This is a genomic window from Pseudarthrobacter sp. IC2-21 (assembly GCF_034048115.1).
In the GTDB taxonomy this organism is placed as follows: Bacteria; Actinomycetota; Actinomycetes; order Actinomycetales; family Micrococcaceae; genus Arthrobacter; species Arthrobacter naphthalenicus.
The window spans coordinates 2,494,519-2,515,274 of sequence record NZ_CP139145.1; the positions used below are offsets into that span (position 1 = coordinate 2,494,519).

Annotated in this window: 17 protein-coding genes; 13 read left to right on the forward strand and 4 right to left on the reverse strand. The window is 57.4% G+C overall.

The window, feature by feature from the left end; genetic code table 11:
- Window positions 1-6 precede the first annotated feature (6 nt).
- Complete coding sequence (gene thiL, locus SBP01_RS11500) at window positions 7-960, reverse strand: thiamine-phosphate kinase (RefSeq protein WP_320538333.1); 954 nt, start codon at window positions 958-960, stop codon at window positions 7-9.
- 151 nt (window positions 961-1,111) lie between these two features.
- On the opposite strand from thiL, the gene SBP01_RS11505 reads away from it, so the two are divergent.
- The 13 genes from SBP01_RS11505 (at window position 1,112) to SBP01_RS19775 (ending at window position 14,915) form a co-directional block, all read left to right on the forward strand.
- Complete coding sequence (locus SBP01_RS11505; protein ID WP_320535862.1) at window positions 1,112-1,678, forward strand: YdcF family protein; 567 nt, start codon at window positions 1,112-1,114, stop codon at window positions 1,676-1,678.
- 72 nt (window positions 1,679-1,750) lie between these two features.
- On the forward strand, window positions 1,751-2,047 hold the full coding sequence (locus tag SBP01_RS11510; RefSeq protein ID WP_320535863.1) for a hypothetical protein: 297 nt from the start codon (window positions 1,751-1,753) through the stop codon (window positions 2,045-2,047).
- Window positions 2,048-2,131: 84 nt separating this feature from the next.
- Window positions 2,132-3,334 carry a non-hydrolyzing UDP-N-acetylglucosamine 2-epimerase gene (wecB, locus tag SBP01_RS11515; RefSeq protein WP_320535864.1) on the forward strand — a complete coding sequence of 401 codons (1,203 nt, stop codon included), beginning with the start codon at window positions 2,132-2,134 and terminating at the stop codon, window positions 3,332-3,334.
- Entirely contained in the window at window positions 3,331-4,515 is a 1,185-nt protein-coding gene (locus SBP01_RS11520) for a glycosyltransferase (RefSeq protein WP_320535865.1), read from the forward strand. The genes wecB and SBP01_RS11520 overlap by 4 nt, the downstream gene beginning before the upstream one ends.
- A gap of 117 nt (window positions 4,516-4,632) precedes the next feature.
- A complete protein-coding gene (locus SBP01_RS11525) occupies window positions 4,633-5,616 on the forward strand; it encodes a GSCFA domain-containing protein (protein ID WP_320535866.1) in 984 nt (327 codons plus the stop codon).
- Window positions 5,613-6,398, forward strand: a complete 786-nt coding sequence (locus SBP01_RS11530; RefSeq protein WP_320535867.1) for a hypothetical protein — start codon at window positions 5,613-5,615, stop codon at window positions 6,396-6,398. Before SBP01_RS11525 ends, SBP01_RS11530 begins: the two co-directional genes overlap by 4 nt.
- A 395-nt stretch (window positions 6,399-6,793) precedes the next feature.
- Window positions 6,794-8,824, forward strand: coding sequence for a glycosyltransferase family A protein (locus SBP01_RS11535; protein ID WP_320535868.1), 2,031 nt, complete (start codon window positions 6,794-6,796; stop codon window positions 8,822-8,824).
- On the forward strand, window positions 8,821-9,477 hold the full coding sequence (locus tag SBP01_RS11540; protein ID WP_320535869.1) for a hypothetical protein: 657 nt from the start codon (window positions 8,821-8,823) through the stop codon (window positions 9,475-9,477). The genes SBP01_RS11535 and SBP01_RS11540 overlap by 4 nt, the downstream gene beginning before the upstream one ends.
- A 127-nt stretch (window positions 9,478-9,604) precedes the next feature.
- Window positions 9,605-10,864: a UDP-glucose/GDP-mannose dehydrogenase family protein gene (locus SBP01_RS11545; protein WP_320535870.1), complete on the forward strand. Its 1,260-nt coding sequence runs from the start codon at window positions 9,605-9,607 to the stop codon at window positions 10,862-10,864.
- Between the two features lie 683 nt (window positions 10,865-11,547).
- Window positions 11,548-11,922, forward strand: a complete 375-nt coding sequence (locus SBP01_RS11550; protein ID WP_320535871.1) for a transposase family protein — start codon at window positions 11,548-11,550, stop codon at window positions 11,920-11,922.
- 168 nt (window positions 11,923-12,090) lie between these two features.
- Complete coding sequence (gene istA / locus SBP01_RS11555) at window positions 12,091-13,704, forward strand: IS21 family transposase (protein WP_320535872.1); 1,614 nt, start codon at window positions 12,091-12,093, stop codon at window positions 13,702-13,704.
- The gene (locus SBP01_RS11560; protein WP_320535873.1) at window positions 13,704-14,471 is read left to right on the forward strand and encodes an ATP-binding protein; all 768 of its coding nucleotides are present in this window, start codon (window positions 13,704-13,706) and stop codon (window positions 14,469-14,471) included. The genes istA and SBP01_RS11560 overlap by 1 nt, the downstream gene beginning before the upstream one ends.
- A gap of 123 nt (window positions 14,472-14,594) precedes the next feature.
- Complete coding sequence (locus SBP01_RS19775; RefSeq protein ID WP_414004219.1) at window positions 14,595-14,915, forward strand: transposase; 321 nt, start codon at window positions 14,595-14,597, stop codon at window positions 14,913-14,915.
- A 148-nt stretch (window positions 14,916-15,063) separates the two neighbouring features.
- Here SBP01_RS19775 and SBP01_RS11570 read toward each other — a convergent pair whose 3' ends face one another.
- From SBP01_RS11570 to wecC, 3 genes are all read right to left on the reverse strand, one after another.
- Entirely contained in the window at window positions 15,064-15,897 is an 834-nt protein-coding gene (locus tag SBP01_RS11570; protein WP_320535874.1) for a hypothetical protein, read from the reverse strand.
- A 564-nt stretch (window positions 15,898-16,461) separates the two neighbouring features.
- Window positions 16,462-18,771 carry a glycosyltransferase gene (locus tag SBP01_RS11575; protein ID WP_320535875.1) on the reverse strand — a complete coding sequence of 770 codons (2,310 nt, stop codon included), beginning with the start codon at window positions 18,769-18,771 and terminating at the stop codon, window positions 16,462-16,464.
- A 727-nt stretch (window positions 18,772-19,498) separates the two neighbouring features.
- The gene (wecC, locus tag SBP01_RS11580; protein ID WP_320535876.1) at window positions 19,499-20,749 is read right to left on the reverse strand and encodes a UDP-N-acetyl-D-mannosamine dehydrogenase; all 1,251 of its coding nucleotides are present in this window, start codon (window positions 20,747-20,749) and stop codon (window positions 19,499-19,501) included.
- Window positions 20,750-20,756 lie beyond the last annotated feature (7 nt).

The following is a 20,756-nucleotide window of genomic DNA, read 5'->3' on the forward strand; positions in this document are numbered from 1 at the left end:
GCAACCTTAGTCTGCAAAGTGATCCCATCCCGTGGCGCCAGCGACGCGGCCTGCAATTGTGACGCCCGGGCCAGTGTGGGTTCCCGGGGCTTGTACTGAGCCTATCGCAGTGAATCCGGCCGGAAGCTGAATGCCGGCAGGGAATGTAGCCAGCAGCCCGTGGTCCTCTCCCCCGCCCAGCACCCAGGCCAGGGGGTCCGCTGCGAGGATGTCCGACGCCGGGCTGAGGCTTTCGGCCTGCCGCTTCAGTTCCCGCGGGTCCAGGTCCAGCACCACGCCGCTGGCGGCGGCGAGGCGGCCGCCGTCGCGCACCAGGCCGTCCGAGATGTCCATCATGGCAGTGGCCCCGGACAACCGGGCCAGGGGGCCCGCTGCCAAGGGAGGCTGCGGGCGGGACTGGGTGTGGATGAGGGCGCGCTGAGGTTCGTTAAGGGAGTCGAGGGGAGTTCCGGATTCCAGGAGCGCGAGTCCGGCGGCCGCCCGGCCCACCGTGCCCGCCAGCGCCAGCACGTCGCCTGCGCGGGCCCCGGAGCGGAGCACGGGGTTTCCGCCGTCCAGCGTGCCCAGCACCGCCACGGTCACGGAAATTTCCGTGCCGCGGCCCAGGTCCCCTCCCGCCACGGAGCAGGCCGTGGCACCCAGTTCCCCGATGGCGGCGGTGAGTCCGTCGGCCAGGTCCTCCACCCAGCTGACGGGTGTATCGGGCGGCAGTGTGAGGCTGACCACCAGCGACGTCGCCGTGCCGCCCATGGCGTTGATGTCACTGAGGTTCTGGGCCGCGGCTTTCCACCCGACATCGAAGCCGGTGGTGCGGTAGCCGTTGTTCCAGTGAAGCCGGAAGTCCTGGTCCTGGACCTGGGTGTCGATGCTGATCAGGGTCCGGCCGTCCGGCGCCGCCACCAGCGCGGCGTCGTCCCCCGGGCCGAGGAGCGTGGCCGCGCCGCGGGCATTGCCGGTCATGTCCAGGCGCGGAAAGATCCGGGCCAGGAGCTGGGATTCGGACAGCCCGGAGACTGCGGGGGTTTCATCGGTCAGCGGTTTTTCAGGCACGCAACTACGGTATCTGCTGCCACCGACATCGAGGCACTGCCGCTGCACCTAGACTTGCAGGGTGCATCAGAAGGGGACCGTCGCCGTGAAGATCATCACCGGCACCCTCCTCGGTCTGTTTGCGGTGTGGTTCACCGTCTGCCTGTTCCTGTTCAACCTTGACTCCCCCGCCGCGCCGGCGTCCCATGTTGATGCCGTCATTGTTCTAGGCGGCAGCAGCGCGGAGCGCCTGCCCGTGGCCCAGCGCTTGGCCGCCGACGCCGGTGCCCCCGTTCTGGCGGTGTCCTGGACGGATACACCGGGAAACCTCACCGCGGACACCCTGTGCCGGGAGGCGTCCTTTCCCAGTTCCTCGCTGGTCTGTTTCCGGCCGCCGGGCATGGATACCCGCGGGGAGGCGGAGGCGATCCGGAAGCTGGTGAAATCCAACGGATGGTCATCCATTGCAGTGGTCACGTCCTCCTACCATGTCCCCCGGGCCAGGACGCTGATCGAGCAATGCACCGATGCCCGGGTGAGCATGGTGGCGTCCGAACCCAAGCTGGACTCCCTGCAGTGGCTGCGGCGGTTTGTGATCGAAACCGGCGGCCTCCTGGACGTGAAGCTGGATCCGGAATGCGGTACCTAGGCGCTGGATGCAACAATTGAAGCTGCCCTGGGTAGAACGGTCGGGCTGCATTCATGGTGAGGAGAGGTGACTTTGAGCGAGACTGACGGTCCCGAACTGCCACCGGCCACGGGTCCCCGGCACATGCGCAAACGCCGGTTCCGCCGGGAGATACCGGACGAGCTGCTGCCGGGAGGCCGCGCTTTGGCGGAGCCGGATTCACCACGCCGCGAGGATTCCACCCGGGAACCCGAAAAGCCAAATGCAACATCGGGGCCCGCATCAAGAAGTGCCGGCCAGCGCAGAAAACGCCTTGTGGCACTGTGCGTAGTGATCCTGGTTGCGCTCAGCATCCCGGCCCTGGCTCTGCTGTTGATCTTTGCCGGCTGAGCCCTGAGGCCGCAACACAATTCATCGGTTCGTTGTCACTGCGATAGCATCGGACCACCACCACTGCCACTCTTGAGGGAATCCATGCCCAGTGTCATGCCAATTTTCGGGACACGTCCGGAAGCCATCAAAATGGCCCCGATCGTCACGGCTCTTCAGGAATCCCCGGATTTCGACTGCATAGTTACGGTTACGGGCCAGCACCGCGAGATGCTGGATCAAGTCAACGAGCTGTTCGGCATCGTTCCGGACCACGACCTCAACATCCTGCAGCAGCGCCAGTCCTTGTCCGCGATCATGACCCGCACCATCGATGGCTTGGACAAACTCTTTACTGATAACAAGCCCGACGCCGTCATCGTCCAGGGGGACACCACCACCTCTACGGCTGGCGCCATTGCAGCTTTTTACCACGGCATTCCTGTGGTGCACGTAGAAGCAGGCCTGCGCAGCGGAAACCTGCTCTCGCCCTTTCCGGAGGAAGCGAACCGCAAAATAACGAGCCAGATCGCCAGCTTGCACCTCGCACCCACCAGCACCAGCAAGGCGAACCTCCTGGCGGAGGGCATCTCAGGTGATGACATTGTGATCACCGGTAACACCGTGATCGATGCATTGCTCACCACGGTCGACAAGATGATCCCCTTCACCGACCCTCAGCTTGAGGAATTGGCTGCAAGCGGACGCCGGATCCTCCTGGTGACAACCCACCGCCGCGAAAACCAGGGCGACACCATGCACGGCATTGGCCGGGCTCTGGCGCGCATCGCGGATGCCGAACCGGACCTGGTCATCGTGCTGCCGGCCCACAAGAACCCCGTTGTCCGCGAAGCCGTCCTTCCAGCGATTGAAGGAAAGACCAACGTCATTGTCACCGAGCCTCTCGCCTACGGCGAGTTCACCCGCATGCTTTCACTGGCGCACATCGTGCTCACCGATTCTGGCGGAGTCCAGGAAGAAGCCCCCAGCCTCGGTAAGCCGGTCCTGGTGATGCGTGAAAATACTGAGCGTCCAGAGGCAGTACATGCCGGCACCGTAGCCCTAATCGGCACGGACGAGGAACGAATAGTCAAGGAGGTGGATCGCCTTCTCAACGAACAAAATCACTTCGATTCGATGGCCAACGCTGTCAACCCTTACGGTGATGGCTACGCTGCAGCGCGAACAGTGGCCGCAATTTCCGAACTCCTGCACTTGGGAAGCCGACTTGAGGATTTCAACCAAGGGCACACAACACATGAGCAAACGAAGCATGACAACATCCCTCACACCGGAGGAACACGTTGAAGTTGAAGCTTAAGGGCTACTTTAATGAAGAGGGATCGCCCGTCCTCGAAGCTAAAGCCGCTATTGCAATGCTGTCCGAAACTACGGCGAAGGCTCCGCACGTACTTGGTTATACCCCAGTTGGCAGAGTCAACCCCTATCAGTCTCTTCTCTATAAGGCGACATCTGAATACGACATTGCAACCGTACCGATAGTGGACAGTTGGTCGTTTGGCAGTCTGCCATTAGTCGGGTCTCGCGGATCTCAATTAATTCTCCACATTCACTGGACGTCATTTATCCTGAACGACGTCAAAAATTACACTACTGCCAAGAAAAAACTGGGTGACTTCCAGAGCGCTATCGATGAATTCAAGAGCCGCGGGGGACGAATTGTTTGGACGCTGCACAACATAATCCCGCATGGTGCGCAATATCCAGACCTCGAAATGATGGCGCAGCAAATTCTCGCAGACGAGGCCGACGTCTTGCATGTTCTTTCTGACGCTTCCGCCGAGATGATGTCCTCGGCGCTGACAATCGATAGAGCCAAGCTTCTAACGGTACCGCACCCCAACTACCGCACAACTTACGAAGATTACGTCACCCGCAACAACGCGCGGCTTGAGTTCGGCATCGGTCCAAAGGATAGGGTCTATGTAATTCTCGGCGCCCTTAAAGCCTACAAAGGATTGCAACGCCTTTTGGATGCTTTCGACGAATTCTGCGATCTAGACCCTTCGATCCCGCGCAAGCTCTTGGTAGGCGGAAACCCAGATGGCACACCCGAAGTTGACGCATTTGTAGCACAATGCCAAGCTCACCCAAATGTCCTGATCGAAGCCAAAAAAGTTCCCAACCATTTTGTCCAAAATTACATGCGTGCCGCCGATGTTGGGCTTGCCCCGTATACCCGCATGTTGAATAGCGGTGCCATCCTTCTTTACCAATCATTCGATCTGCCGATAATCGCATCAGATGTTCCCGCAATCTGGGAAAGCATGCCCGATGAAGTTGGCGAACGAGTGGAAGACAATTCGGTGGAAAAGCTCGTCGAAGCCTTTCAGCGGTCGGAAAGATTCTTTGCTTTTAACGTCACCGGTGCTGTTAGGCGCTACACGGACCAATTTGATGCAGTGGAACTTTCGCGAGATTTCGCGCGAGGGATCTTGGAAAAGCTCGACCAGACGCAGCCGCGCTGAATCTACCCGAAGACCTGGAGGTATAGAAGGATGACCGCAATGAATCCATCGACAGAGGTACAAAAGGGGCGCTCACCGTACCGAGGGAGACCCTCCAAAAACTTTTGGAAGGCAGCGATGTCCAGCGAGGGCTATGAGCCCGGGGCAGGACTCCATGAACAAAAGTTCAGTATCGACCCCTCTGATGCGATAGCCACTGCGGGTAGCTGCTTCGCTCAGCACATTGCGAGGAATTTGCGAGCTAACGGCTTCAACGTCGTGGATTCCGAACCAGCACCCCCATTTCTGTCGGCGTCGACGGCAGAGAAGTTCGGTTTCGGAGTCTACTCAGCCCGATTTGGAAACATATATTACGTTAGGCAACTGCTTCAATTAGCCCAGGAAGCCTTCGGCCTGCGGCGCCCAGCGAATTGGATCTGGACAAAGGACGGACGCTACTATGACGCCCTTCGCCCGACTGTCGAGCCAAACGGATTAAGCAGTCCGGAGTCCGTGAAGGAACACAGAGAGCAGCACCTCAGAGCTGTCCGGACGATGGTGAAGTCCGCTACGGTTCTCGTTTTCACCTTCGGTCTTACCGAAGGCTGGGTGGAGAAGACGACAGGAACTGTCTTTCCGACCGCTCCAGGTACGGTTTGCGGCGATTTTGACTCGGAGATATTTGAATTTAAAAACTTCGACTACCCAGAGATACTTTCTGACTTTCAGGAGCTACGCAACCTCCTACTGGGGCAAAATCCTGACCTGAAGTTTATTATCACAGTGTCTCCCGTTGCTCTTGCCGCGACTGCCACAAAAGATCACGTCTTACTGGCTACTACCTACTCCAAATCTGTTCTCCGCGCTGTAACCGGAGAACTTTCCCGCCTCTACACCGACGTTGATTACTTTCCCTCATTCGAAATCATTACCGGAAGTCAGGCGAGAGGCACGTATTGGGACGAAAGTCTCCGGGGCGTCTCATCGGAGGGTGTTAACGAGGTGATGCGGCATTTCTTCTATTCATATCCGCCCGTGTCAAAGCACGGAGCCGAACAGGCAGTACCAAGCTCAGAGGAACTTCTTTGTGAGGAAGCCATGCTGGAGGTGTTTGCGGAGTGAAGTACTGTTTCATAGGTGACTCGCATCTGGGCCATTTCATGCCCGCTTGGAAAGAGCGCGTAGCAGGCAACGACGCTCTAAAGGCTGATTTCCATATCGAGCGAACCTACGGCCAACTCCCACTAAGAATCTTTGACGGGGAAACAGAAATTGCCAAGTTCGACGATATTCGTTGCGCCTATGCTCCTGAGGTTGATGTGGACGTCTACGACGTCTTCGTAGTCTTTGGCATGCACTTCTCGTTTGCGGCTTTGGCCAAGACCTATGTCAACTTCAGATCTGAAGAGCACGAACGCAGCACGGGCGCCTACCTGTTGTCGCCGACCGCGTATGACTCCATGCTGCACGAACTTTACTCAAACTCCAAAGCAATGAGAGTACTTACTTCCCTGCGGTTGAGCACAACCAAACCAGTCTTTTACGTCCAACAACCGATGCCCTTGGAGTGGGTGTTAGAGCGCACCGAGAAACATCTGGGATTCTTTCGTGAACTGAAGCGCTCAACGGACTTCGAAGTTTTTCAAGTTAACTACGCTAAACAGTTAGAGGGACTTGAGCGCCAGGGCGTGCATCTTTTGGCGCAACCGGAATCCACTCTCGGCCTCGCCGGCTTTACACAAGGCCGATTCGGCCTGGCAGACGCGACGGACTTAAGCCCAGACAGCGCTTACACCAAGGGTGACTACTTCCACATGAACGCGGAATATGGGGACTTGGTGGTTGACCAAATCATTGGGCTTTCCCCAGTTCCAACGAGGGAGATTTTGAATGAGAATTCTTGAAGCCAGGAATCCGGGTCTCAAATACGCCTGGCGTTTCACGGCGCCGACGTCAACACTCGAATTCGTGGTGGACCTATTAACGCCGGTTCCGCCAAAGGGCCTCGTAGCTCTATTAACACTTCCTCGAGGATCATCTATAACGTCAAAAGCTTGGGGTTTTTCCAAGTCGCTGTCAGGACACTTCCGGTATATCGAGCTAGATTCTGCGGATGCCCTCGTTTTACCCGCGATTTCCTTCGATCGAGAAATAGACGACATTGGGCTCTCAATTCTTCCTTGGAGCAACAAACATTTCGCTCCAAGTTCGGCGGTTGCGGGGATTTGGGCGATCGGGGGATATGGAAATCTAAATGCGAACCGGCTCAGTACAATCTCAAAGGGTAGGCTTCTTAGAAATGAATGAAACCCAAGTGAATAATATCGTAGCCCTAGTTGTAGCGGATTTGGACTCTGACGCCGAATCTCTTGCCCGGACCGTAAAGTCGCTTGAGTATGCAAATTTGCGTCCTGCCATCCTTTCGTCGACTACTTTGGGCCATGTCGCCTATAGCGATTACGACAAGTCATATTTCGATCCCAATACCCAGACCATTTCAGCAGCCATCAATGGCTTCATTCAGCATTTCACAGAGAAACATATTCTGATTATTGCTGCCGGCACAATATTTCCTCGTGGAACTAAGGTTGAGTTGGAGAACATGTTGGAATCCAACCCTGCCTCCGTGCTGCGCCTCAGGACACGTGTAGTGCGTCCAATACAGAGTATGACTCAGGCTGAATTGAACGAACTTATCCTTGCCACGTCGAACTCTCGAACGGACTCGGTGGCCTCGAATCGGAACAGTTCGACTGCAGCCATTGTCGTTCCCCGTGAAAGACTGCACTTCCTATGCGGCTTTAAGCCGTCCCTGCGGGAGTTTAACCTCACTGTGGATGATTTTCTGAAAAGATGCCGCAAGTTTGGCATCTCAGAGAAATGGTTGTCTTCTGAACTGGGCGTGTACACGTTGGCCGCGCGTATGAATAAGCGGCGTGAGTCGAGGCCAGTGGCGACGCCGGGCGAGGCGCCTGATTCTTCCCTCTTCGGGGACTTGGAAAATTGGGTGTCGCAAACCGTGGGCACGCCGCTGGTATCCATTGTGATTTCCACCTACAACCGCGCCGACTACATCGCAGACTGTCTGTATTCCATCCAGTCTCAGACCGTCCAGAATTTCGAGGTCATCCTTGTCGACGATGGAAGCACAGACAACACTTCCGATGTCGTGGCTTCCTTCGACGATCCTCGAATCCGCTACTTCCGGCGATCTAATGCGGGAATTTCTGCTTCCCGCAACTTTGGGGCGAGGCAATCACGTGGCCATTTTATCGCCGTACATGATGACGACGACATTATGTTGCCGTGGCGACTTGAATGCCAACTGAAATCGTTGGCGCCAGGTGACCACGGAAGTTTTGGGGTATCCGTGCATTTTGATCACGACACGGGGGAAATGCATCGACTTGTCCACCGCCTTTTCAATATCCAAACTGCCCTTCGATACGGAAATAATCCTACGCATCCCACATGGTTGATCCGGGCTGATATTTTCAGACAGTTTGAATACGATGAAACGCTCAAAAGCGGCGTCGATAACAATGTGGCCATGAGGATGATCCGCTCGGGGGTTCGAATGCGGCATACCGGTGAAAGCCTAATCCTTCGGCGATTGCATGGCGGTCAGATCACCCGCAGTGCAGGAGAGATTCAACAAGCCTCGGCCAAACTCTCACAGCGGATGCTGAAGTTTGCAAATGGAGCCGCAGAGGACCCTGCGAACACTCATACGTCCGAAGAATGGTTATCAGGGCTCGCGGCCGACACATTTGAGAAGAGTGTTCGCCCGTACTTGCCGGATCATCTCGTAGAGCGCCAGGTCCTAACACACGTTAGAAGCACGGCCTCCGATGATGAGTACCGCGACGTGCTGCCGAACACGGCCGGTGTCCGCATCAGCAGGCAGGCCCGGCATCAAGGGGACTGGACAACGGCGCGCCTTTTCTCGGACGTGACCTGGCGTGACATGGCAACGCTGCGGAAGGCCGGCATCGATTTCTCTGCAGTTGAGGGTCCCGTTGGCACTCCGATCGATGCGGTAATCAAGACCATTGGCGCCCATGTAGCCGATGGACGGTCAGATTGCACGTGGGTAATGCAATCAACCTCTCCATCAGCAAGGTCAGCTGCTAGTTCGGATAAGAGGGCAGAGGTCGTGTTTACGGTAGTCGACCAGGTCGACCTAAAAGAGGGCGTTCAGAAGCTCCAGCGGGAAGATCGAGCTGGCGCCTCCGCTGGAGACTCTGAACCGTTCCTGGTTGTCAGAGCAGCTACGGACCTTGGCCGCCTACTTGGCGCGGCACTGAAAAATTCCAGGAGATTGCCTTGAAAATAAGATGGACCGCCAACAATTTCGGACGGTCAGGTATCCTCGCCATTAGTGAAATCGGGGATACCCAGCCGCCGGTCGACACGTTCTACCTGGACTATATAGTGGAGAACACAGACCAAGACCGGATAGCGGTGGCAGCCGCACTCATTTTCGGTGCTTATGCTAATGACCGGCTGCTGTTTGAGAGTCCGATATCGTCGGAAGTTTCGCGATCCATTGAACTATTTCTGGCTGAGCGGTCGCTGCGAGTAGATCCGGTCAGCTTCGTGGACAACAACTCCATTCACGGCGACGCCATCATTGTGCTTGACCATTCGGCAGTCCACGCCCCACCACAGAACCAACTCGGAATGCAGCGGCGGATCAGACTTAGCCTGCTTCCTACCCAGTTCAGCTCGGGTGGCCTTCTGACAATGAACTCGCTGAGCGTCGCGGCAAACGCTTGGTTGCACGCGCGACTGAACGAAGGAATCGGGGAGGATGTGTCCTCGGTTGCAGCTGCCGTGTTGCTGTCCGCGGATCTGAGTGCGGCGGGTCTCGCGTTGTGCAAAGAAGCCCACGTTCTTTCCGATTCGGTGAACCCGGATTCCCTCCGCGCCCTCCTGGAGTCTACCGGCCTCTCACTGGTGATGGGCGACCACTGCAACTAGCGCCACGATCCTCTCCGAAAGTCATGAGGAAAAGCAGCTTCGTAAACTAACACAAATAAGGGACTACGTGTCATTGAGAATCAGCGTCATTGGAACAGGATATCTGGGAGCCACACATGCAGCCTGCATGGCGGAGCTCGGTTTTGAGGTAGTAGGTGTAGATACAGACCCGAAAAAAATTGAACAGCTTGCCGCTGGCGTGTTGCCCTTCCATGAGCCAGGCTTGCCGGAACTTCTCCGCAAACACACGACTAGCGGGCGCCTGCGGTTTACTACCTCTTATGCAGAAATTGGGCCTTGGGCGGACATTCATTTCATAGCCGTTGGCACACCCCAAAAAGCTGGTGACCATGCTGCTGACATGACATACGTTGACATGGCCGTCGAAACTTTGGCCAGCCACATTAGCAGGGATTGCGTCATAGTTGGCAAGTCGACCGTTCCTGTCGGTAGTGCCCGGCGCCTCAGCGATCTAATCAGAAATACAGTGGCTGGGGACAACACAGTGAGTCTGTTGTGGAACCCCGAGTTTCTCCGCGAGGGCTTTGCAGTGCAGGACACACTCCAGCCCGACAGGCTAGTAGTGGGAGGCGATGACGCCCAAGCGATTGATCTACTAAAGGAAGTATATGGGTTACCTCTCGCTTCTGGAACGCCTTTTATTTCCACAGACCTTGAGACGGCGGAATTGGTAAAAGCCGCGGCCAATGCCTTTCTAGCCACGAAAATTTCGTTCATCAACGCTTTCTCTGAAGTAACTGAACATGTAGGCGGCGACATCAGGGTCTTGGCCGATGCAATCGGCCTCGATAACCGGATAGGCCGACGATTTCTCAACGCCGGGGTTGGTTTTGGTGGAGGTTGTCTGCCCAAGGACATAAGGGCGCTTCAGGCACGAGTTAGCGAGCTTGGTCTAGATCGCACAATGCGTTTTCTTACCGAAGTGGACGAAATCAACCTGCGCCGAAGGGATAGAGTTGTCCATCTGGCAAAAGAAATCCTCCATGATCTTCAGGGCCGGAAGATCGCCGTCCTGGGTGTCGCATTCAAGCCCAACAGCGACGATGTTCGTGATTCCCCCGCCTTGGATGTCGCTGCGCAGCTTTACAATGCGGGCGCCGACGTAAGCGTCTTCGACCCGGAGGCGATGAACAATGCCCGATTACGCTTTCCACGCCTGACGTACTCAACCTCAGCTGCTGAAGCTTTGAAGGACAGTACCCTGACGATCTTGCTGACTGAGTGGGAGGAATTCAGGACACTCGATCCCTCGGCGGTCGGGGAAACGGTCGAGTCCAAATCCATAATCGATGGCAGGAATGTCTTGGATCCCATCCGTTGGCAAACTGAGGGATGGCGATTCGAATCACTGGGTCGTAAGTCCTGACAAAGACCTCATTCCGACGACCGCCCACTTTCGACTCTGCTATGCAGATGCGCCATGAATACCGCCGAAACCGAACTTGAGTGACGCGTGAGGCGGCCGCACGGTTGGTGTCGGAATCGGTCTGCCGCGGCGTTTGCCGCTGCTGGAAAAGAGCGAAATGCTCAACATCGCTGGCGCTCGTAGACCCAGGTTAAATCCAACTTCACCGCAATCAAGAACATTGAACGCACAGCCTGGAGCTATTGACGCGCGTCCAACTCCACATCAGTTGTCTCTCTAGAATGGCGTCAGTACAGCGGCAAAACACTCATTTGGCGTCTATTTTCGGTCAGCCTACTCTCCGCATGGTTCGAGGCTCGTCCGTGACCATTAGATTCTGGCGAGGGAGACGCTCGGGTCGCTGCTCTGAATATTCGCTCTTGTGGGGTCCATCTATCGTGTGTTTGGGGGCCGGTGGGCTGAGCGCGCCGTAGCGGTCTTGGGTGCCGGTAGTGGCGTTGTTGGGGGCCACCCAGTTTAGGGGCTCATCAACTATTAGCGTGGTGTCCTTCAAATGAAGGGGCTCGTAGCCCTGCGAGCATAGGTGTTGTCGAGACATCTACTGCGGAGGACTACGAGCCTTGTTACAGATTACGCAGACGTGCGATGCCGCGTCGATTCTGTCTAATTTGGAGGGCCATGTTGTGCTCTCTGCCGAGCATGCCGGCGACACCCGGGCGGCGCTGGTCGAGCCTGTCGGCTGCGAAGGCGCCTGCCCGGACTGCGGTGTGCTGTCGTCTCGGGTCCAGGCCCGCCCGATCCACCGCGTCCGGGATGTCCAGTGCGGCGGAGCCCCGCTGGAAATCCGGGTTCGGAAGCGGCGGCTGGCCTGTTTGGAACCGGAGTGTCCGCGGCGGTCGTTCGTGCAGACCACCGATGAAATTCGGTTGCGGTCCCGGCTGACCAGCATGCTGGTGGCTGGCATTGTCGCCGGGCTGTCCACTGAGCTGCGTGCCGTCTCCGGGGTCGCTGCAGCCGCCGGCCGTGTCATGGACAACAGTCATGCGCGTCACCGCTGACACGGCCGTCCTGGACGGGGGCGTGTGGCAGATAGCTTGAGTTGGTACGCGTGTTCCGGGTTGTTGGTATTGCTGTTCCGGTGAGTTGGTACTGTCGTGGCCGCTGGGTGATGCGCTGTGGGTGAGGCGGTGCACTGGGCGCCGCCTTTTCCTATGTGAGGAGGCAGCATGGCCGATTTCAAGGCCATCATGACCTTGGCTGTTGCTGGTCGGAGCTATGACGAGATCGTCGCGGTGGTGGGGTGTTCACGTCGTGACGTGGCCGCGGCGAAGAAGACGATTGCGGCGTACGGATTTACCGCCGGGCAGATCGGGGCGATGTCTCCGCAGGAGATCGCCCGGTTGTTTCCCGATGGCCGGAAGAGGGTCACGGAGTTATACGAGCGCCCGGATTTTGATCGGGTGCTGGCCTCGATGCGGGAGAACCGGCACTTCACCCTTCAGCAGGCCTGGAGCAGGTATCTGGCGTCGGCCGCCGCGAACGGCGGGAAGAAGTACGGGTATTCACAGTATTGCGCCCTGTTCGCCGACCATGCCCGGGTGAGCGATGTGGTTGCGACTCTGCACCACGAGCCGGGCCGGGCGATGCTGGTGGACTGGGCCGGTGACACCCTGGAGGTCGTGGACGCGGTCACTGGGGAGGTGACCGGTGTCTACCTGTTCGTGGCGGTGCTGCCGTATTCCGGTGCGGTGTTCTGCCATGGGTACACGGACATGACATCGGCGTCCTGGATTGCCGCCCACGTGGCGGCTTTCTCTTTCTATGGTGGGGTCCCGCAGCTGGTGGTCCCGGACAATCCGGCGACCTCGACCCACCGGCCGAAGCGGGGCGAATCGGCCCGGGTGCTCAACCCCCGTTACCAACAGCTGGCCGAGCACTATTCGACGGGGATCGTGCCGGCCCGGGTGAAACGCCCCCGCGACAAGGCCGCGGCCGAGTCGGCGGTGAACGTGGTGAACAAGCGGGTGATCGGCTATCTGGCCGAGGAGGTCTTCACCACGGTGCAGGCCCTGAACGCGGCGATCGGGGCCCGACTGGTCGAGATTAACGAGCAGATTCCCCGGGCCGATGGGAGCACCCGGTGGGAACGCTTCACCGCCGATGAGTCCGGCCTGCTCCAGGCGCTGCCGGCCGACGGGTTCGATTCGGTGGAATGGAAGCAGCTCAAGGTCGGACGGAATTACCACGTCAGCTGCGATTCCCAGCATTACTCGGTGCCCTACACCTATGCGGGGCAGCTGCTGCGGGTTCGGGTCACGTCCACGACGGTGACCGTCTTCGACGGGGACCGGGTCATCTGTGAGCATGTCCGGCGGCAGGGCCGGAAGGGCCAGTATTCGACCGATGTCGCGCATGCCCCGACCCGGCACCGGGGTATCGACGGGTTGTGGTCCAAGCGGTGGTTCACGGACCGGGCCCGGGGCTTCGGGCCGGCCACCGAGGCGGTCATCGCCGGGATCATCGACCGGCACGCCGTGGAGGCCCAAGGCTATCTGGACTGCCAGAACATCCTGGAGTCCCTGGGCAAGCGGAACAAGGCCCGCTTAGAGGCCGCCTGCCAGGTCCTGCTCGACACCGGTCAGGGCCCGGGAACCTACAGCACGATCAAGCGGATCATGGCCACGATCGATTCCGACACCAAGAAGCCCAGAACCATCACACCGGCGGCGGCCACCCGCAAACCCGCTGGCGGCGCCGACCCCGGCGCAGGCCTCCAGGCGGCGGTGCACGTGCGCTCGGCCGAGCACTACCGCCGCGGCGGCCAGGGAGGACAGGGCTGATGTTCACCAGTGAGGACCACGAGAAATTCCGGACCCTGCGCATCGCGCACCTGGCCGTGCGGTTCGAGGAACTGATCACCGATGAGGCCAATGACGAGCTCACTCCCGAGCAGATCTTCCTCACTGCCGTGGACGATGCACTCCACCAGCGCCGGGCCCACCGGATCGACAAGCTCATCCGGGCCGCCAGGTTCCCCATCCCGCAAGCCTCGGTCGCCGAGATCAACTACCAGGAAGGACGCGGCATCACCCCGGTGCGGATGAAACGCTATGCCGCCCACCAATGGCGCCAAGACCCCACCAACCTGCTCGTCATCTCCCCAACCGGTGGCGGCAAGACCTACCTGGCCTGCGCGATCGGGATCGCCGCCTGCCAGAGCGGACACACCGTCTCCTACACCCGAATGGACGACCTCGCCCGCCGGCTGGTCATCGCCCGCGGGGATGGCATCGGGCACCAAAAGCTCCTCAACGAGCTCTCCGACGTGGACCTCCTGGTCATCGATGACTTCCTCACCGTGGGCATCGACCCCGAAGCGGCCAACGACCTCTTCGCGGTCCTAGCCAACCGGGAACACCGCCTGCCCACACTCATCGCTTCGCAGTCCGGCCCGGCCTACTGGGTCGAGGCCCTACCGGATCGGGTGGCCGCGGACTCGATCGTGAACCGGCTGGCCAACAACGCCCGCCAAGTCAACCTCGGCGACGTGGACATGCGACAGCTCCGTGACGACAGGGCCCGGGCTCAACCGGACCACTGGGAATAAGCCCCACCCAGGACACGGTGCCGGCCCCGAGCAGGCAAGCGAAGGGCCGGTACCAAGTTCTCAGAATCCCAGTACCAACTACCCAGACCAGCAGTTCCAACAACAGCTATCTGCCAGGCGTGGATGAACACCGCTTCCGACGGGGTCAGATACCTGAAGGATGACGCCGGCAGGGTCACCCGGGTTGAGCCCCGGCCGATCGTGTTCACCGACCTGGATATCGTGGATGGCCGCCGCGGCCAGGCGGTGCGGGACTGGATCGGGGCCCGGCCGCGCGGGTGGCGGAACAGGGTGGAACTGGTAGCGATGGATATGTGGGCCATCCTCAGACTGCGCATCCATGCTTATCTGCGAAGGCCCATCAAGGCCCCGAAAGGCAAGATCAGGTGGCCTCCAACCTTCAAATACTCAGCTCTGCCAGCATTGCAACCGGATACGCGTTAGTAGCAGCGTACGTTGGTGAATCACGGCCTGGCGTTTGATGTGCTTATTGGAATTGCTGTAGCCGTGACGATCCGGATACGGGGATGCGATTGGCCGTTGCACAATGAAGCGGTGTTCGCCACGCAAATATGGATGTACGCCAAGAAGCCTACTTAAGTGCCATATGGCCGTAAACGCTGCGAATGGATGAATCCGCTGCACGCACGCTGCAGTTGGCCACTGACCCTGTCAATGACACGCTAGGCGGCGTAACGTTTCGCCGCAGATATAGTGTCGGGTCGGAACCCCATGGCTGACGTACTGGATGGACGTAGCCCGAGATCAGAGTGTCTTTGACTGAATCGGTATCAGCTGCTGTCAGCTCATACGTTTTTACGCCCCCATCATTTGGGCCGGAGCTGATGGGAAGGGCTATCAAATTGCCTATTGATTCCACTCGGTTAGCGGCTTGCCCCATTACCAGACCCGACGCGCCGTACAAGAGGGTGTTGTGGCGGATAATCACCTCACGGGGAGCACCATCGGGATCGGCGCTCCCGGAGGCTTTAATGTTCGCACCGAGGGGCGCTCCCGCGATGATATTATTTTCAATTGCTCCACCCCCTGAATAGATTGTGGGCATCAAGTAAATGTTGTGCATCTGCCCCTGACTGCCCGTCTTAGCTGCATCGTGGATACAATTTGCGGCGACTAAGTAGTCGTGTGGAGCAGCGACCGCCCGGTCCGAGGCTGAAGTCGATAGTGGAGTCCGTTCACGAATAAGCAGATTTGCGACCCCCCTAGTGCCCGAGACCTCATTGCCAACGAAATTCCAGCCTGTTCCGCCAAAGAAGTTCACGATGGCTTGCCCCGTCGTGTTGGTGGGACTGTAGCCGAAACGGATGCCAGAAACGGTCCAGTAGTCGGCATCCTTAAGCGACAGGTATCCGTTGATACCAACATTCTCCTTGGGATACGCCTGAAGGTGGATTCCAGCGTTCATGGTTCCCGGACGAGCACCCCAGCCTACGCGCTCATCATAAATGCCCCCACGGACAACAATTACGTCCCCTGGTTTGGCAACTCTTACTCCCCCCTGCACTGTGCGAAGAGGATGCTCTGAATCGGGCTCAGGACAGGTCGGCTGATTAGGCGGCAGCAGACCCGAGTCGAGGCAGGTAATGCGGCTATATTCGACATAGCCCCACCGCTGTTGTACACCTACGACGTCGGATCCCGCCGTTGACACGTAGATTGTCCGGCCACCCTGTGTTGGCAAGGTCAGGGTGCGTGTCCCAACGCCTTCATATTCGGGGGATGTGGCGGCGCTCGCGGGATTTGCGCCGCAGAGTCCGCCTAACAGCAGAAGTGCCAGCACACCAAGAACAGATCGTCGGATATTCATATGCTGAGTTTCTCATGTGGGGTACAAGCGGACCTATAGCAGGGAGATGAATACTGCACAATAAATAGTCTGCCCCGGTCTCGAACGTCGTAAAGCTGTTGCTGCGGAACAAATCCGGCTAGGACGATGGATGAGTCATAACGGTGATATCGGACTGGCTTATCAAACATCCTTGCCGCGACTCGACAGCCAGTCTGCATGCATACGTCGGATGATGGCCAACGCGGAAACTGCATCGCCGACAGGTGACTTGTAGGCCAACGGCTGTTTGCTGAGCGGGCTCTCATCGTCAAGGAGTCCCCAGATGGGGCGACCGGACCCAAGATAGTCCGAATATTTAGAGGGAAGAAATGGGTTAATTTCGAGATGTTCGGTACGCATCACATCGTTGACTAATAAAACGTCGAATCTTTTTGTCAAACTTAGGAACTCAAAATATGGTCGGTAACTCTCAATGACGACAATTTCCGTCAGCCCGAGACTGTCAACGGTGCGGGCCAGCTTGTCCGTTTCGTTAGTAAAAATATGGAGGCGCGTGTCACTCCGAACATCAACGGGTGCGTTGATCAAAGCCGTGAACACCTCATGGAGTGCTCTATTGTCGTAGAAATTGCCGAAGTAGGCGATATTGAACCGCGACAGAACCAGAGGATAGTCCGAGCGGACAAGGGTATAACTCTCCGCCGGCGGCGTTGGGTGAGGCCGGACAATTGCCTTTTGCAAGACCCACTTGCGCAATTTGGCATCCGGAATCTTTGTCAACATGAATTGCAACTGATTTTCATTTGTGAAGATCAGCTCATCCGCTAAAACATAGGCAAGGAATTCGCACCAAACAAAAAGGCTGCGGCTCTTCGGAAGGGCATATCCTTTGCCAGCAACGCTCCTACTGAAGAAGTCAAACATCTGGTCTCTAATGATTTCGCCCGGTCGAAAATGACCCGATGCATCATGACTCAGCGGGTCCGAAAATTCCGCCGTCCAAACCGTTGCAGGATGCCGAATCTTAAACAACGCCGCTAGGAAGTGGGACCCGGGCCACTGAACTCGGCTGTACATGGTTCGGTAGCCGCCGTTACTGGCGTTAAGGCGCTCGGCCACAGCTATTCCCTTTGAAACGAACTCCATAATCTCCTTCCATCCTGCGAAGGAGGGCGGCGAGTCCACCTCAATGGAGTGCGCGATGAAACGCCCCGCGATGGTCTTCAAATTTGAATCGACAGTTCGAACGTTGCCCATGTCACTATGGATAACATCCACAATATTTCCACGGTCAACTATTGCTTTAGCCGCAACGACGGCGCTGGTGTCAGCGTAGGGAGGGAAGCAGTAGCTTATCGCAAGGTGCTGCGCAGTCCCTTCGTTGATCAGAGTCCAGGGGAAGTCTTTGATTCCAGACGCATCAATGGCCGCGGTGACACTTGCCTGCTGCCCGGGGTGCATTTTCATGTAGCGCTTTATAAACTCAGCTTGAGCCTTACTCAACGCAATAACTAGGGCGTCCCCATGTTCATTATCCCACGTTCGCAAGTATTCGAGTTCTCGAATTACTGCTAAACGTTGTTCCACGGCAAAATGAAAGTCTTCCAATTGACGCGAAACCGAGTCATCACGGAGAACCCTGAAATAGGCTCCTTCCCGGTCCAAAGTGCCAACACTGGCGTCGAAATCTCGTCGTAAAGTTGCAGCAGCCATGAAACACACATCTTCGCCGCTCGCCAAGTTCTCCAAGTAACGAGTTTCCAGGAGTGCTTCAGTCGGGAACAGTTTGCAGGCGTTGAAGCCTACGATGCTCGGTGCAGAGGCAAGCTTAAAGTCATGTCCAGCATGGAACTGGATCTTTGCGTTCTGGGAACTGTTCGGGTCTTCCCTACCTGTTGCGTCGATGTTGATAATTGGTGCTATCACTACTCTCTGCGGTGATGCCTTGGACAGCAGCGCTGACAGGAACTTGGTTCCAACATAATCGTCGTCATCGACCATCGTGAGGTAGCTGAAGCGTGCCGTCGCGATGCCCAGGTTCCGCGCCGCTCCCGCACTCGCTTGAGGCAGGTAAACCAGTCGGACAAGCAAATGTGGGTTATCGTCCCGGAACGATCGCACTATCTGGCGAGTACCATCATCGGCGCCGTTCATTACAAGGATGATCTCGAACAGTTTGGTGTCGAGGTCCTGTTCCTCCAGAGATCTGAGACAGTGCCCAATTCGCTTCGCACCCTTGTAAGTGGCTATCACCACGGAGACGCCGAAGCGTTTGGTCGAAGTTCCCGAGCAAGCTCGCGAACTAGAAAAGTGGTCAACCATTGCCTCTAAAGTTTCAATTTCCGCGTCGCGGGCGCCAGCGTCGAATAACATTTGTGAGCTGTAGTTTCCACTGGTTTCCTCTGTGAAAGGAAACACCGATTTTCGATTCATGCCGTTGGCCTCTTGTTCTTCCGAAAGCCCTGAGCGCCAGAACGCCTCCGCTCCCAAATCCTAAGGGTGAGTCGGCCCAGCTTTGACCGGGCCAGGGATTGGTACTTTCGCGTCAGCGCAGCATGCCGGTACTTGAGACGGGTCAGCTCCTCGCTCAGTTCCTTGACCTCAGTGCTGGACTCCTTGTCAGTCCCGACGCGTTCCCGTTTAAGCCTCTCCAAGAGGCCAATGTGCTTGGAGGTGAGCTCAAAAAGCAGCTGGTGTGCTACGCCGTACTCCTCGGCCGCCAAGGAGGCATGCAACACATCGTAATCTATCCAAGCGATTGTCAGGCCGCTGCGAAAGCTGAAGCTGTCGTGAGTAGGGGCCTCCCCCGGGGCGCTCATCAAGATTGCTTGGTGTGCTGTTCCGGAAAAACCCGTCACTTGATGTCCGGCAGGCAAGCCGATGCTATCCAGCCTCAATAACGATTCGTTAGCTGGCAGCCCAAAGGACCACAGAATGCGCGCTGACGAGCCGATACGAGATTCCTCAAGGAACTGTTGCATGAGTGCAAGACCACTTGGAACGACCATAAACGCATCTACTACCGACGTTAGCTCGGACTCAAAATCCTCAACGCTACGAATGACGAGTATATCGGCATCGATGCTCGAGATATTCGGCTCTGCTTCGGAAGGTCCACATATAAGAGCGACCGTCTCTACAAGGTCAGCGAGATTATTGAAAGTGGCGGACCGGCATATATCCACGGGCCTTACGTCTGACGCTCCGGATCGGGTCACTAGTGCATAATCCCTTTTGTATCAACAACGACTTTGTCCGACAGCATTTGGCGGTTCAGGTCCCTAAAGACGTCGTGGTCTACGAGCACGAGCACCACACCGGAGCGACTCAAAGCCAACTCCGTGTCCACGAGAACGACGTTGCTTCGCCCACTCAGAACTGCCGGGAGCTCACTGATGAAAGGCTCGGCAATGTTGATTCTGTGGGTGGAAAGTCGATGGGCTAAGTCTGTCGCGATCTGGATGGCCGGAGACTCACGGAGATCGTCAATATTGGCCTTGAATGTAAGGCCAAGAACTGCCACTTCGGTTTGGCGCTCTTTGCCTTCCATCTCCGCCATGACCTTCTCAACGACCCATAAGGGCTTGGCGTCATTGACCTTACGCGCCTGTCGGATCAGGTTCGCCTCCTCCGGGGCCTCTGCAACTATGAACCACGGATCTACAGCGATGCAGTGGCCGCCCACGCCTGGTCCCGGCTGCAGGATGTTAACTCTGGGGTGATGATTAGCCAAGCGTATGAGCTCCCAAACATCAATGCCGAGCTTGTCGCTGATCACGGACAGTTCGTTGGCAAAGGCTATATTGACATCTCGAAAGGAGTTTTCTACTAGTTTTGCCATTTCGGCTGTGACATCGTCCGTGAGAAGAATCTCACCTTGGCAAAAAGTCGAATAGAGCTCTTTCGCGCGCTCCCCTGCCTTGGGCGTCATCCCCCCGACAATGCGGTCGTTCGTGACAAGTTCAACCATTACACGTCCCGGAAGTACCCGCTCTGGGCAGTGCGCCACGTCAATAATGGGTCGGTCGCCCCCACCATCGAGGGAAAGGTCAGGGCGAAGGGCCAAGATGTAGTCCGCCATATGGCGAGTCGCGCGCGGCGGAGAGGTTGATTCGAGAATGATGAGCTCACCACCCTGCAATTGTGGAGCTATTCCCCGCGCGGCTGCTTCGATGTATTGAAGGTCTGCCGAGTGATCGGCCTTAAACGGTGTCGGCACCGCCACTACGTAAGCGTCTGCACACGGTGTCTCAAGGGTAGCTTTGAGGCGTCCCTGACTCACGGCCCCGGATACGTGGACGGCGAGATCGGGCTCGACAAACGGAACCTCACCTCGGTTTACTGCGTTAACAGTTCCCTCGTTGACGTCTACGCCGACGACGTCCAATCCATTGGCAGCAAGAATGGCTGCAGTCGGTAAGCCGATGTACCCAAGGCCGATGACGGCTACAGTCTTGATCTCATTCATTTGGTCT

What these genes read in the sequence shown, in the direction of transcription:
- thiL (WP_320538333.1), bottom strand. Translation starts at nt 960, where the DNA reads ATGACCGGCAATGCCCGCGGCGCGGCCACGCTCCTCGGCCCGGGGGAC.
- wecB (WP_320535864.1), top strand. Translation starts at nt 2,132, where the DNA reads ATGCCCAGTGTCATGCCAATTTTCGGGACACGTCCGGAAGCCATCAAA.
- SBP01_RS11525 (WP_320535866.1), top strand. Translation starts at nt 4,633, where the DNA reads ATGTCCAGCGAGGGCTATGAGCCCGGGGCAGGACTCCATGAACAAAAG.
- SBP01_RS11535 (WP_320535868.1), top strand. Translation starts at nt 6,794, where the DNA reads ATGAATGAAACCCAAGTGAATAATATCGTAGCCCTAGTTGTAGCGGAT.
- SBP01_RS11545 (WP_320535870.1), top strand. Translation starts at nt 9,605, where the DNA reads ATGGCGGAGCTCGGTTTTGAGGTAGTAGGTGTAGATACAGACCCGAAA.
- istA (WP_320535872.1), top strand. Translation starts at nt 12,091, where the DNA reads ATGGCCGATTTCAAGGCCATCATGACCTTGGCTGTTGCTGGTCGGAGC.
- SBP01_RS11560 (WP_320535873.1), top strand. Translation starts at nt 13,704, where the DNA reads ATGTTCACCAGTGAGGACCACGAGAAATTCCGGACCCTGCGCATCGCG.
- SBP01_RS19775 (WP_414004219.1), top strand. Translation starts at nt 14,595, where the DNA reads ATGAACACCGCTTCCGACGGGGTCAGATACCTGAAGGATGACGCCGGC.
- SBP01_RS11570 (WP_320535874.1), bottom strand. Translation starts at nt 15,897, where the DNA reads ATGAACGCTGGAATCCACCTTCAGGCGTATCCCAAGGAGAATGTTGGT.
- wecC (WP_320535876.1), bottom strand. Translation starts at nt 20,749, where the DNA reads ATGAATGAGATCAAGACTGTAGCCGTCATCGGCCTTGGGTACATCGGC.